This window comes from Allobosea sp. TND4EK4, from assembly GCF_900156025.1.
Classification (GTDB): Bacteria; Pseudomonadota; Alphaproteobacteria; order Rhizobiales; family Beijerinckiaceae; genus Allobosea.
Genome location: NZ_FTMO01000001.1, coordinates 738,819 through 751,889, shown reverse-complemented (window position 1 = coordinate 751,889; position 13,071 = coordinate 738,819). Strand labels below are relative to the sequence as shown.

The following is a 13,071-nucleotide window of genomic DNA, read 5'->3' as shown; positions in this document are numbered from 1 at the left end:
AAACGGCCGAGAGAAGGAAGGGTCGCTCGACCATGGACTGGACGTCGCTGTCGCTGGGCGACCCGCTGCTTTGGGGCAAGCTCGCCGAGATCATCCTGCTCAATGTCGTCCTCTCGGGCGACAATGCCGTCGTGATCGCGCTGGCTTGCCGAGCGCTGGCGCCCGGGCAGCGCACCAAGGGCATCGCGCTGGGGGCCGCCGTTGCGGTGATCCTCCGCATCGCCTTCACCGTGGTCATCGCCTCGCTGCTCTCGATGCCCTTCCTGCGCATCGTCGGCGCCGGCCTGCTGGTCTGGATCGCAGTCAAGCTCCTGACCGAGGATGGCGAAGCCGACGAGGATGCCATCGCCGCGAACAGCAAGCTCTGGAAGGCGGTTCAGACGGTCGCGATCGCCGACATCGTGATGAGCCTCGACAACGTGCTGGCCATCGCCGGGGTCGCGCGCGATTCGATGCCGTTGTTGATCGCTGGCCTCGTCATCTCGATCCCGCTCATCGTGGTCGGCGCCTCGCTCATTACCGATCTGCTGACCCGCTTCCCCATCCTCGTCTGGGCGGGCGCGGCGCTGCTGGGCTGGGTGGCCGGCGAAATGCTCGATTCCGACCCCTGGCTCATCGGCCGCTTCGGCGCCGAGCTGCTGCACAAGCTCGAATACCCGGCCGCGGCGCTGGGCGCCCTGCTGGTGATCGGGCTCGGCTACCTCATCAAATCGCGCCGGCCCGATCCGGCTCTCTGAAAGGGACACGACCGACAGATGGATTTCGCATCCTCCACCTTCTGGATTTCGCTGCTCCAGATCATCTGGATCGACCTGCTGCTCTCGGGCGACAACGCCATCGTGATCGCGATGGCGGTGCGGTCGCTGCCGGAGAAGCAGCGCAAGCTCGGGATCCTGCTCGGCGCCGGCGCCGCCGTGGGGCTGCGCATCATCTTTGCCGTGGTGGTCTCCTATCTGCTGAACATCCCCTTCCTCAAGGTGGTCGGCGCGCTGCTGCTGTTCTGGATCGCGATCAAGCTCGCCAAGGGCGAGGAGGAGTCCCACAGCGACATTGCCGCCAGCGATAATCTCTGGAAGGCCGTGCGCACGATCGCCATCGCCGACGCGGTGATGAGCCTCGACAACGTGCTCGCCATCGCCGCGGCGGCGCGTGGCCATTTCGAACTCTTCATCTTCGGTCTGCTGCTGACCATCCCGCTGATCATCTTCGGCGCGAACGTGCTGTCGAAGGTCCTCGAGCGCTTCCCGATCCTGGTCTGGTTCGGAGCGGCGTTGCTCGGCTGGATCGCCGGCGAGATGCTGGTGAGCGACATCGCCGTGCTCCAGTGGTTCCAGACGGCCTTGCCGAGCTGGGTCCAGGTCGTGCCGGTCACCGACACCCATCCGGCGGGTCTGGCGACCGCAAAGGTCGTCTATTACGGTGCCGCCGTGGTCGGCGCGGCCTTCGTCTGCGTCGTGGCCTACCTGCTCAAGCGGAAGCCGGCCGACGAGCCGGGCTGAAGCCGGGTCAGGTCGCGTCGAGAACGATCGCCGCGGCGGCCAGGGCGACCTGGCCGCCGTTTTTGATGAGCCTTGTCTGGCCCCGCGGCGAATCCGCCCTTTCGGGGTCGAATACGGAAAACTCCGCCTCCGCCCGGAGCGCAACGGCGAAGCTCTCCGGCACTCGCAACAGGCCTGTGCCGAGCGCCTTCACATAGGCTTCCTTCGCAGCCCAGATCAGCGCGAAGGCCACGGCCTGCGCTTCTCCCGGCAGTGACCCCAGCGCCTCTCGCTCCTGCGGGTGGAGCAGGGCGAAGGGAATCTCGCCCGCCGGATCGACCGCCTCGACATCGACGCCGACCGCCGCCCGCGCCAGCCCGACCGCCACCACCCCGCCTCGCGTCGCCAGTGAGAGATGCAGGCCGGGATGAGCCCGGAGCACCGGCTGGCCCGAAGCGAGATGGCCGATATCGGCACCGGCCTCGGCGAACCTGTCCTGCCGCGCCAGCACGGCCTGCGCGGTCTCGCGGCGAAGGCGGGACCGGTCAGCCCGGTTCGCCGGCCGGGCAGGGGTCGCCACCAGCCAGATGGCGGGCAGGGTGGGGGCGCAAAAGGCGGGGTCGTCGGCCCAGATCATGCCGCAGGCTACCCGGCGGCCAAGCCCTTGTCGCGCCTTGCGCGCAAGGCATGCGTCGCCGCTGCCGATGCACATTGACCCTCATGCGCTTCGGTTTCAGGAGAAACCATGTCCGGAACAGAACCGCACCCGCCTGCCCCTCACGCGCCCCCCGTCACCCGCGCCGGCATGGTGCTCGGTGTCCGCAGGGTGTCCGTGCTGCTGCCCGGCATCATCGTCTTCGCCGTCGCCTTCGGCGCAGCAGCCGCGGCCAAGGGCATGACGCTGCCGGAGACGCTGCTGATGAGCGGGCTGGTCTATGGAGGCGTATCCCAACTCGTCGCCATGGAACTCTGGCGGCCGGAATGGACATGGGGCGCCATCGCGGGCCTGACGGTTGTCACCGCAACCGTGAATGCCCGGATGATCCTGCAGGGTGCGGCGCTTCAGCCCTGGTTCGCGCACTATCCCAAGCGGCTCAACGCCTTCCATCTGTTCTTCTACACCGACGCCAACTGGCTGATCGGTACCCGCTACCACGACGAAGGCGGCCGCGACCTTGGTGTCCTGATCGGCGCCGGACTGGCGCTCTGGGTCGTCTGGGTGCTGGCGACGATTCCCGGCCATGTCCTGGGCGCGCTGGTCTCCGACCCGCGCCGCTACGGCATCGACCTCGTCATGCCGATCTTCTTTGCGGCGATGATCGTGCCGATGTGGCGCGGCCGTCGCGCGGCCGTCCCATGGCTCGTGGCCGGGTTCGTCGCGCTCGTCACCGCCAAGCTGGTGGAGGGCTATGCCTTCATCATCGCCGGCTCGCTCGCCGGTGCCCTGACGGGGGCGTTCCGCGATGACGCTGCCTGATCCCGGCCCCTGGGGTGCCTATATCGCGATCGCCGCCATGGCGCTCGCGACCTATCTGTGCCGCATTTCCGGCGTGGCGCTGATGAGTGTCATTCCGCTGACGCCGCATGTGCGACGCGGTCTTGCCGCGCTTCCGGGCTCGATCGTCGTCGCGACCGTGCTGCCGCTGATCGAACGGCTCGGTCTGGCGGCGGGCGTCGCTCTTCTGGCCGCCATCGGCAGCATGATCCTGAGGCGCAGCGAACTGCTCGCGCTCGTGACCGGCATGGCAGTCATCTCGGGGCTGCGCGCGCTGGGCTTCTGAACGATCACCGCTTGCGATCGCTCCCATCACATCCCGTCATCGCGCCATGCGCCGCCGCGTGTTGACGCGCCGGGCTCTGGGGAGGACGGTGCAGGTCAGAAGAACTGACCCAAACGGAGCGCCGCCATGGCATGGTATTCCCAAACCTGGACCTGGTTCGATGGAGCCTGGCACGAGGGCAATCCGGGCCTCGTCGGCCCGCGCAGCCACGCGCTCTGGCAGGCCTCGTCCGTGTTCGATGGTGGCCGCTATTTCGACGGCGTGGCGCCTGACCTCGACCGGCATGCCGCCCGCGTGAACCGCTCGGCGGTGGCGCTCGGGCTTGCGGCGACGGTCACCGAGGATTTCATCATCGGCAAGGCCATGGAAGGCGTGAAGAAATTCGCCCCGGGCACGGCGCTCTACATCAAGCCGATGTATTGGGGCGAGGCCGATGGCCCCTCGACGATTATGCCCGATCCCGATTCGACGCAGTTCGCCCTGTGCCTGTTCGAGGCGCCGATGCCGCAGCCGACCAACGGCTTTTCGGTGACCAAGGGCATCTATCGCCGCCCCAGCTTCGAGACCGCGCCGACCGACGCCAAAGCCGGCTGCCTCTACCCCAACAACGCCCGCATCCTGAAGGCGGCCAAGGCTGCCGGCTTCGACAACGCGCTCGTGCTCGACATGCTCGGCCATGTCGCCGAGACCGCGACCTCGAACATCTTCCTCGCCAAGGACGGCGTGGTGAAGACGCCGGTGCCGAACGGCACCTTCCTGAACGGCATCACCCGCCAGCGCGTCATCGGCCTGCTGCGCGCGGCCGGAGTTGCCGTCGAGGAGTGCAGCCTGCGCTATGAGGATTTCGAGCAGGCCGACGAGATCTTCATCTCGGGCAATTACTCGAAATGCATGCCGGTCGTGCGCATCGACGACCGCACGCTCCAGCCCGGCCCGCTGTTCCGCAAGGCGCGCGAGCTCTACATGGACTTCGCCCATTCCAAGCCCAAGGCGGCCTGAGGCGCAGCGGTGGCCCGGCTCGCCACACGCCTGACGCAGCGCCTCGGCCTCGCGCACCCGATCCTGTCGGGGCCGATGGCACTGGCGGGCGGCGGGGCGCTTGCCGCGGCGGTGACGCGTGCCGGTGGGCTTGGCCTGATCGGCGGCGGCTATGGCGATCCAGGCTGGATCGAGCAGGAATTCGCGGCCGCCGGCAACATGCAGGTGGGCTGCGGCTTCATCACCTGGTCGATGGCGAGGCAGCCGGAGCTGCTGACGCAGGCGCTGGCGCATGAGCCGGCGGCACTGATGCTCTCCTTCGGCGATCCGCGCCCCTTCGCGGCCGAGATCGCCGCGGCAGGCGTGCCGCTGATCTGCCAGTGCCAGTCGCTCGCCCATGTCCGGCAGGGGGTGGAGGCTGGGGCTGCGATCATCGTCGCGCAGGGCGCCGAGGCGGGCGGCCACGGCCACCGCCGCGGCACTTTCCCCTTCGTGCCCGAGGTGGCGGACCTTCTGGCGCGTGAAAGCCCGGAGACGCTGCTGCTCGCGGCCGGCGGCATCGCGGACGGGCGCGGCCTGGCCGCTGCCCTGATGCTCGGCGCCGATGGTGTGCTGGTCGGCACGCGCTTCTGGGCGAGCCGAGAGGCGCTGGTGCATCAGCGTCACCACGCGGTCGCCGTGGCCGCCACGGGGGATGATACGGTGCGCTCCTCGCTGCCCGATATCGCCCGAAGGCTGGATTGGCCGAAGCCTTTCGACATTCGCGTGCACGCCAACGCCTTCCTCGGGCAGTGGGCCAGCCGGGACGATGAACTGCGCGCCGCGATCGAGACCGAGGCGCCGGCCTATCGCGAAGCGTTCATGGCCGGCGATGCCGACAAGGCGGCGGCGATCTTCGGCGAGGCGGCCGGGCTGATCAGCGATATCCCTGCGGCCGGCGAGATCGTCGAGCGGATGGTCGGGGATGCGGCGGCGCTGCTCGGTGGGGCGGGGCGATTTCTGTCCTGAGTCTCACCGCACAAGCCGCAGCAGTCCCGTCGCCCTCAGCCCAACCCCCGCAAGCACCGCGTAGACCGCCGCCGCGAGCCCCGAGAGCAGCAGCACGCCCATCAACAGAGGCTGGAACGGCAGTGCCGCGGTCAGCTTGAGCGCGAGCGGCGCGAACCACCAGGCGAACAATCCCGCCAGTGCGGCCGAGACCCCGACGATGGCGAAGAAGCCCGGCAGGCGCCGGTCGGGCGTCGTCCACCCTCGTCGCAGCCCGAGCACGAACAGCATCGTCAGGTTGATCCAGGCTCCTGCCGCCGTGGCCAGCGCGAGGCCGGGGGCACCCCAATCGCGCCAGAGCAGCAGCTTGAGCGCGAGGTTGCAGGCGATGGCGCCGAGCGAGACCAGCATCGGCGTCGTCGTGTCGCCGCGCGCCTGGAAGGCCGATATCTGCGAGCGCATCATCACGATCGCCGGCAGGCCGAGCGCATAGGCGAACAGCACGGTGCCGGATGCCAGGCTCGCCTGGGTGTCGAAGGCGCCGCGCTGGAACAGGCCGGCGACGATCAGCTCGGGCACGGCGATGAAAGCGGCGACGAAGGGCGCGCTCGCGACCAGGGCGATGGCCACGGCCCGGTTCTGGGCCCGGTTGGCGCCAGCCTCGTCGCCGCGCGCGATCGAGCGGCTCATCGCCGAGAGCGCGACCGTCCCGACGGCGATGCCGATCAGCCCGATCGGCAACTGGTAAAGCCGCTCGGCATAGTAGAGCGCCGAATAGGCGCCGCGCGGCAGAAGGGAGGCGATGATCGTATCGGCGAAGATCGCGATCTGCACGCCGGCCGAGCCAATCACGGCCGGACCGAAGGCCTTCAGGAAGCGGCGCACCCCGGCGTCCATATGCGGCCGGACCACCCGGCTGGAGACGCGCGCGCGCCGCGCGGCGACATAGAGCAGCAGCCACTGCGCCAGCCCCGAGGCCGAGACACCCCAAGCGGCGGCATAGGCCGCGCTGGGAAACAGGAAGGAGACCGACAAGGCCGCCATCATCCCGACATTGAGCAGGACCGGCGCCGCCGCGAAGGCGGCAAAACGATCGACCGCGTTCAGCGTCGCGCCGAGGAAGGTCACCATCGTGACGAAGAGCAGGTAGGGAAAGGTGATCCGCGTCAGCGACACTGCAAGCGAATACACGGCCGGATCGTCCGTCAGGCCGGGTGCAAGAAGCTTCACCAGCCAGGGCATCAGCGGCAGGGCGAGCGCCAGCAACACGATCTGGACAAGGAGGAGCACGGTGAAGAGCCGGTCGGCGAAGAGGTTCGCCGCCTCGGCACCCTCTCGCTCCGCGACATGGGCATAGGCCGGCACATAGGCCTGGTTGAAGGCACCTTCGCCGAAGATGGCGCGAAAATGGTTGGGCAGGCGCAGCGCCACCGAGAACGCGTCCATCGTCGCGCCGGCGCCCAGGACGGCGGCCAGCATGATGTCGCGCGCGAAGCCGGTCAGCCGGGAGAGCAGCGTATAGCCGCCGACCGACAGGATGTTCTTGAGCATTTCCGACCTCGTCATGCTCGGGCGTGACCCGAGCATCTCGGGACAGGAAGGCTCCCGAACCTCTTTCTGAACGTGATTCCCGGGTCAAGTCCGGGAATGAGGCGGCCGCTGGTTTAGCGGATGACCGGCGGCAGGGCGTCGCCGCGCGGATGGTCGACGGTCCGCGCCTCGAAGCCGACGCGCTCGCCGATCAGATAGAGCGGCCGGCGCTTCACCTCGGCGAAGATGCGCCCGACATATTCGCCGATCATCCCCAGAGAGACCAGCTGGATGCCGGAGAAGAACATGATCGAGACGATGAGCGAGGGAAAGCCCGGCAGGTCGGTGCCGTAGAACAGCGTGCGGATGAGGAAGTAGAGCGCCGTCAGCGTCGCGACGAGCGCGATCACCGCACCGCTCCAGGTCGCAACCTTCAGTGGAACCGTCGAGAAGGAGGACAGCCCGTCGAAGGCGAAGGAGAACAGCCTGCTGTAGCGGAACTTCGATTCGCCATGCGCGCGATCCGCCACCTCGAAGGGGACGCCGATCGAGCGGAAGCCGACCCAGGCATAGAGCCCCTTGGAGAAGCGGGCCCGTTCCGGCAGAGCACGCAGCGCATCGACCGCCTTGCGGTCGAGCAGGCGGAAGTCGCCCGCGCCCTCCGGCAGCTCGGTTTCACCGAAACGGCCGAAGATGCGGTAGAACGCCTTGGCGAAATTGCGCTTCAGCGCGGTCTCGCCGGCCCGGTCGGTGCGCTGGCCATAGACGTTCAGATAGCCCTCGCGCCATTTCTCGAGGAAGGCCGGAATCACTTCCGGCGGGTGCTGCAGGTCGGCGTCCATGATGACCACCGCATCGCCGAACGCATGGTCGAGCCCGGCAGCGATCGCGATCTCCTTGCCGAAATTGCGGCTGAAGGAGACGGCGCTGATGCGGGGGTCGGCCTTGTTCATTTCGCGGATGACGGCGAGCGTGCCGTCGCGGCTGCCATCGTCGACGAAGACGATCTCCCAGGCAGCGACCGCCCCCGCCAGCACCGCTTTCAGCCGCTCGACCAGCGGGCCGATATTCTCCGCCTCGTTATGCACCGGCACGACGACGGACAGCTCCGGCCAGCGCGAGGCGCGCGGCAAGCGGGTGGAGGGAGGGGACGCGACGTCCGACAAGGGGCGACCTTTCGACAGCGCGCCTTGGCGGCGCACGACGCACTGAAAAACGAAAGCTCGTGCTGCCACAAGCCCGGTGGGGTATAGCGCGGTTCGTCTGAACGGACGACAACAAGGACACCCCCCTGTCATGGCGAACGGCTTCGTCCTTTGCGCCGATGATTTCGCGCTGACCGACGGCATCAGCCGCTCGATCCTCGAACTGCTCGATCTCGGCAAGCTGAGCGCCACCGGCGCGATGACGAACCGGCCGCATTGGCGCAGGCTGGCTCGCGAGCTCGGGGCCTTTTCCGGCCGCGCCGATCTCGGCCTGCACTTCAACCTGACCTGTGCCGCTCCGCTCGGGCCGATGCCGAAGCTGGCGCCGGGCGGCACGTTCCCCGCCCTGGGGCAGGTCATGCGAACCGCGGTCCTCTCGGGAGCGATTCGGCGCGAGATCGCCGCGGAACTGGCCCGCCAGCTCGATGCCTTCGAAGATGCGCTCGGGCGCGCGCCCGATTTCATCGACGGCCACCAGCATGTTCACGCGCTGCCCGGAGTCCGGCGCGCGGTGCTCGATCTGCTGGCGCGGCGCTATCCCGCCGGTGCCGTCTATGTCCGCGATCCCGCCGACAGGTCGGCCGCCATCCGTGCGCGCGGCGTCGCCGTGGCCAAGGCGCTGACCATCTCCGGCCTCGCGGCCGGATTCCGCAGCGCGGCTTTGCGCCGTGGCCTTCGCCTCAACCGCGGTTTTTCGGGCGTGGCGCCCTTCGATCCGGAACGGGACTTCGCCGGCGATCTGAAGAGCTTCCTCCTGCGTCCCGGAGCGGCCCATCTCGTCATGTGCCACCCCGGCTTCATCGATGACGAGCTTGCGCGGCTCGATCCGGTGGTGGCGACACGGCCGATCGAGCACGCCGCCATCGCCGCTTTCGAGCCGCCGCCCTCACTGCCGATGCGGCGGCTGCGTGACCTGCTCTGAGAGGCGCTTCGGCTCCTGCGCGACAGCGATTTGTTTACCGCCTTAACGGACTATCGCTTCGGCCAGGATACGCCGTCGTGATGACGGTTCGTGCCGATTCAGGGATGTTCCGCTCAATGATTGGGTCCAAGCGGTCGGCCGAGGTCATCGACGAGGCCAAGGTGAACCCGATGGTCGCGGGCTCCGCCTCTCTTAGCCGGCGGATCGCCGTCGCGGCGGTGACGATCGTGGCCATTGCCATCATCATCGTCGTCCTGGCCGTGGTCCAATACAATGACCAGCGCACGCGGAACGATCTGGAGCAGAAGGCGAGCGCGCTCGGGCTGATGATCGGCAACGCAGCGCCGACGCTGATCCTCTCCCGCGACAACATCACCCTTGGAGCGATCCTGGATTCGCTGCGCCGGGATCCGGATTTCGACGCGGCGGTCGTCGGTGACGATATCACGGTCCTGGCTTCCTCAGGCCACAACGAGCAGGCGCGCCTGTCTCTCACGGCGCGATGGTTGAAAGAGGCGTTGGGGCAGGAGCCTTGGGCCGCGGTGGCGGCCAAAGGCTCGACCGAGATCGAGGACGACGCCTTCCTGACCAAGCTGAACGCGATTCAGGTGGGCAAAAAGCAGATCGGCTATGTGGCCGTCCGGTTCGACAAGAGCCGGCTGATCGCCCGTGCCCATTGGGAACAGCTCGTCATCGCCGGGCTCGGTTGCGCGATCCTGATCGTGCTCGGGCCGCTGTTGTGGATCTCGCTCTCGCGGACGATGCGCCCCCTGCGCGGCATGACCAATACGATCGTGCGCATGTCGGACGGCGATCTCGAGGCGCAGATCGACGCGCTGAACCGAAGCGACGAGATCGGCGCCATCGCTCGCGCGCTGCGGATTCTCAAGATCAGGCTGGCCGAGCGCGCTGCGCTCGAAGAAAAACAGACCGTGTCGGAAGCCGAGCGGCAGGCGCGCCAGCAGGGCGTCGACGGCGCGATCCTGCTGTTCCGCAACGAGGTGGGACTGGCGCTGGAGACCTTCAAGAACAACGCTGAGCGGATGCAGGAGGCCTCCGACGGCTTGGCCCGCGTCGCAGCCGAGGCCTCACAGCGGGCCGCCCGCGCTGCCGACAACGCCCATGGCGCCAGCGGCAATGTCGAGAGTGCCGCCCAGGCCGCCGAGGAGATGGGGGCGGCCATCCGCGAGGTCGAGTTCCAGGTTCGCCGCGTGCGCACCGAGATCGTCGAGGCGGCCTCGGCCTCCCGCGAGACGTCCGATTCCGTGCAGGAACTCGACGTCACGGCTCGCGCCATCGGCGAGGTCGTCAACCTGATCCGTGACATCGCTGCCCAGACGAACCTTCTGGCGCTCAATGCGACCATCGAGGCCGCGCGGGCCGGCGAGGCGGGACGCGGCTTCGCGGTCGTGGCCGCCGAGGTCAAGTCCCTCGCGTCGCAGACGGCCGATGCCACGGACCGTATCGTCGCGCAGGTCGCCGCCATCCAGGGCGCAACCGGGCAGGTCGTCGGCGCGATCCACAATATCGCCGAACGCATGAACGCCATCGAGACCTTCGCGAATTCGGTCGCGACCTCGATCGAGCAGCAGGCGATCGCGACAGGCGAGATCGCGAGCGGCGTCGCCATGGCGAGTTCGTCCTCGCTCTCGGTCTCCAGCGACCTCAGCGTGCTCGCCGACAGCGTCGAGGAGACGGGCCGCTCCGCCGAGCAGGTGCGCCATGCCGCCGGCGAGGTCGCGACGCAGGCGCATCGCCTCGATTCGACCGTGGACCAGTTTCTCCGCAGCGTCGCCGCCTGACGCCGTAGCTCGCCAGCGCGCTCTCATCGCCAGCCAAAAAAACGGGGCCCTTGCGGGCCCCGTTTCGTGTCGTGCGTGGAAAAGCGGCTCAGGCCTTGGCGGCCGAGTCGTAGAGCTCCGCCACGTACTCCCAGTTCACCAGGCTCTCCAGGAAGGCCTTGAGATAGTCGGGGCGGCGGTTGCGGTAGTCGATGTAGTAGGAGTGCTCCCAGACGTCGACGCCGAGGACCGGCGTGGCGCCATGCACCAGCGGGTTCTCGCCGTTCGGGGTCTTGCTGACGGCGAGCTTGCCGCCCTTGACCTCAAGCCAGGCCCAGCCCGAGCCGAACTGGCCGACGCCAGCGGCGGCGAAATCTTCCTTGAACTTCTCGACGGAGCCGAAGGACTCGACGATCGCCTTCTCCAGCGCACCGGGGATCTTGCCGCCGCCATTCGGCTTCATCCACTTCCAGAAATGGAGGTGGTTGTAGTGCTGGCCGGCATTGTTGAAGACGGCGGGGTTCTTGCCGTAGGAACCTTTGACGATCTCCTCGAGCGACTTGCCCTCGAATTCCGTGCCCTTGATCGCGTTGTTGCCGTTGTTGACGTAAGCGAGATGATGCTTGTCGTGATGATACTCCAGCGTCTCCTTCGACATGAAGGGCTGCAGAGCGTCGTGCGCGTAAGGAAGGTCGGGAAGCGTAAAGGACATGATGCCGCTCCTTGGGCTATGAAATTCGCTTGAATCAGAATGGCTTGCCGAATGGAGGCGGGGTTGTGGAGGCCCGGCCATTCCGCTCGTTAGTTAAGCGCATGAACGCGCCGCGACAACCGCCGCCAACGCGAAATGCGCATCTCCCCTCGACAGGACGCCGCATTGGAGCGAAGTTTCGCCGATTCAGCGGGTGAATCGGAAACAGTCTCTTATTCAATACGTTAGATGATGCGTTGCGCCCAGCCGCTTCCGGAGCGGTTCACGGGCGGTGCCGAGGGTAGCGAGTTGATAGCGATTTTCACGGTTGTGGGGTGCGGCCTTCTCAGTGGCGGCCTCTACGCGATCTACAGCGGCTGGCCCTATCTCGTGCTGGAGCGCGGCTTCACGCAGGTGATCGTCGGCTCGGTCGCCGCGACGGCGGGGCTGCTGATGCTGTCGCTGGCCTGGGTGCTGCGCGAACTGAAGGCAATGCGCCGCGACTTCGCTGAGGCCGCCGCGCCCGCATATGGCTATGCCGAAGACCCGGTGCCCGCCGCTATGCCTGCGCCGGTGCTGCCGCCGTCGGAGCCCCCGCGCGCGAGCCTCGGCCCCGTCCCCGATACTGGTGCCGCCGCGGTCGCCGGTGCCGCCGTAGCGGCAGCCTGGCCGCGGGCTGAGGTGAGCGAGGAGGACAAGGCGCCGGCACAAACGGCGGATCGCGACCTCTTCGGCGCACTGGTCGCCGAGCGCTTGGCGGAGGAGCCGATCGCCGCGCCCCATGCCGCCGAACTCGAGACAGAGGCGTCGCCGACGGTCCCGGACCTGTTCGCGCCGCCATTGGATAACGAGGCCGAAAGCCGCCCGGCCATCCTGCCGGAGGAGAGCGACGAGCCGGCGGAGGTCGTCGCAGCCAAGGTGCAGCCGCTGAGCCAGGACGAGGCCTTGGCGAAGAGCGATTCCGCCGAGGCGGAGCCGGTCGAGACGGGATTCGTGGCGGACTCGGGACTCGGTCCGGAGGCTGAAACAGCGCACGCCTCTGGCGATCCGGTCGCCGTCGCGCCGCCCGAAGCTGGGCGCGACCGTCGCCCGGCCGACGAAGCCGGTACGGCGACGCTGGAGCAGGTCCAGCCCCAACCGTTGCAAGCCGAGCCGGAGCCCGAGATCGACGAGTTCCGCGCCCTGCGCGAAAGCCTGACGAGCGAACTCAACGGCCCGGCCTATGCCCCCCGCCGCATCGAGCCCGCCTTGGGCATCGAAAGGCCGGTTTTCGGCGGCGGCGAGGAGTTCTTCCAGGGCTCGCCGCGGCGCGAGCCCTCCTTCGCGCCGGTCGAGGCCGAAGCTGAGCCAGTCCCCACGGCGGAGCAGCCGCTCCCGCCGGCCTGGCCGCCGCGCACCGGAACGGCCAGCTTCGACGAGCCGCTCGATGGCCCGACCGGAGAGATCGACGTCCCGCCTCAGCCCGCTTCGGATGTAAAGGCCGAGCCGGAGCGGCCGAGCGAGCCGGACGCGCCCGCGCCCGAAGAGCGCGCAAGTTCGGAGGAGGGGATCGTCGGCGCCTACCAGGTCGGCGACGCGCATTTCACCATCTTCGCCGATGGCTCGATCCGGGCCCGCACGCCGGATGGCGAGTACAGCTTCGCCTCGATGGACGAGCTGAAGGTCTACCTGGCGAGCGAGAAGAGCCGGCTCGGCGTCTGACGGACGCCGCCGGCCGC

Annotated in this window: 13 protein-coding genes; 9 read left to right on the top strand and 4 right to left on the bottom strand. The window is 68.2% G+C overall.

The features are described from left to right. The first annotated feature begins 32 nt into the window (after positions 1–32). Positions 33–737: a TerC family protein gene (locus BW981_RS03650; RefSeq protein ID WP_076436271.1), complete on the top strand. Its 705-nt coding sequence runs from the start codon at positions 33–35 to the stop codon at positions 735–737. Positions 738–755: 18 nt separating this feature from the next. Further along, positions 756–1,499: a TerC family protein gene (locus BW981_RS03645; protein ID WP_076436269.1), complete on the top strand. Its 744-nt coding sequence runs from the start codon at positions 756–758 to the stop codon at positions 1,497–1,499. Between the two features lie 7 nt (positions 1,500–1,506). Here the strand turns inward: BW981_RS03645 and BW981_RS03640 are convergent, their stop codons facing one another. Further along, the gene (locus BW981_RS03640; RefSeq protein ID WP_076436268.1) at positions 1,507–2,115 is read right to left on the bottom strand and encodes a 4'-phosphopantetheinyl transferase family protein; all 609 of its coding nucleotides are present in this window, start codon (positions 2,113–2,115) and stop codon (positions 1,507–1,509) included. Between the two features lie 108 nt (positions 2,116–2,223). Here BW981_RS03640 and BW981_RS03635 point away from each other — a divergent pair, with 108 nt between their 5' ends. The 4 genes from BW981_RS03635 (at position 2,224) to BW981_RS03620 (ending at position 5,245) form a co-directional block, all read left to right on the top strand. Further along, positions 2,224–2,955, top strand: coding sequence for an AzlC family ABC transporter permease (locus BW981_RS03635; RefSeq protein WP_076436266.1), 732 nt, complete (start codon positions 2,224–2,226; stop codon positions 2,953–2,955). Beyond that, a complete protein-coding gene (locus BW981_RS03630; RefSeq protein ID WP_076436264.1) occupies positions 2,942–3,259 on the top strand; it encodes an AzlD family protein in 318 nt (105 codons plus the stop codon). The genes BW981_RS03635 and BW981_RS03630 overlap by 14 nt, the downstream gene beginning before the upstream one ends. 126 nt (positions 3,260–3,385) lie before the next feature. Beyond that, a complete protein-coding gene (locus BW981_RS03625) occupies positions 3,386–4,258 on the top strand; it encodes a branched-chain amino acid aminotransferase (RefSeq protein ID WP_076436263.1) in 873 nt (290 codons plus the stop codon). A 9-nt stretch (positions 4,259–4,267) separates the two neighbouring features. Continuing rightward, positions 4,268–5,245, top strand: a complete 978-nt coding sequence (locus tag BW981_RS03620; protein WP_244560202.1) for an NAD(P)H-dependent flavin oxidoreductase — start codon at positions 4,268–4,270, stop codon at positions 5,243–5,245. Positions 5,246–5,248: 3 nt separating this feature from the next. On the opposite strand, the gene murJ is transcribed toward BW981_RS03620, so the two are convergent. Both murJ and BW981_RS03610 read right to left on the bottom strand, forming a co-directional pair. After that, the gene (murJ, locus tag BW981_RS03615; protein ID WP_076436261.1) at positions 5,249–6,775 is read right to left on the bottom strand and encodes a murein biosynthesis integral membrane protein MurJ; all 1,527 of its coding nucleotides are present in this window, start codon (positions 6,773–6,775) and stop codon (positions 5,249–5,251) included. A 113-nt stretch (positions 6,776–6,888) separates the two neighbouring features. Continuing rightward, the gene (locus BW981_RS03610; protein ID WP_244560201.1) at positions 6,889–7,920 is read right to left on the bottom strand and encodes a glycosyltransferase family 2 protein; all 1,032 of its coding nucleotides are present in this window, start codon (positions 7,918–7,920) and stop codon (positions 6,889–6,891) included. Between the two features lie 130 nt (positions 7,921–8,050). Here BW981_RS03610 and BW981_RS03605 point away from each other — a divergent pair, with 130 nt between their 5' ends. Then, entirely contained in the window at positions 8,051–8,881 is an 831-nt protein-coding gene (locus tag BW981_RS03605) for a ChbG/HpnK family deacetylase (protein WP_076436258.1), read from the top strand. Positions 8,882–8,997: 116 nt separating this feature from the next. Next, positions 8,998–10,683, top strand: coding sequence for a methyl-accepting chemotaxis protein (locus BW981_RS03600; protein WP_076436256.1), 1,686 nt, complete (start codon positions 8,998–9,000; stop codon positions 10,681–10,683). Between the two features lie 88 nt (positions 10,684–10,771). Here BW981_RS03600 and BW981_RS03595 read toward each other — a convergent pair whose 3' ends face one another. Further along, positions 10,772–11,374, bottom strand: coding sequence for a superoxide dismutase (locus BW981_RS03595; protein WP_076436254.1), 603 nt, complete (start codon positions 11,372–11,374; stop codon positions 10,772–10,774). Positions 11,375–11,662: 288 nt separating this feature from the next. Between BW981_RS03595 and BW981_RS03590 the strand changes: the two genes are divergently transcribed. Beyond that, on the top strand, positions 11,663–13,054 hold the full coding sequence (locus BW981_RS03590; protein ID WP_139333597.1) for a hypothetical protein: 1,392 nt from the start codon (positions 11,663–11,665) through the stop codon (positions 13,052–13,054). Positions 13,055–13,071 lie beyond the last annotated feature (17 nt).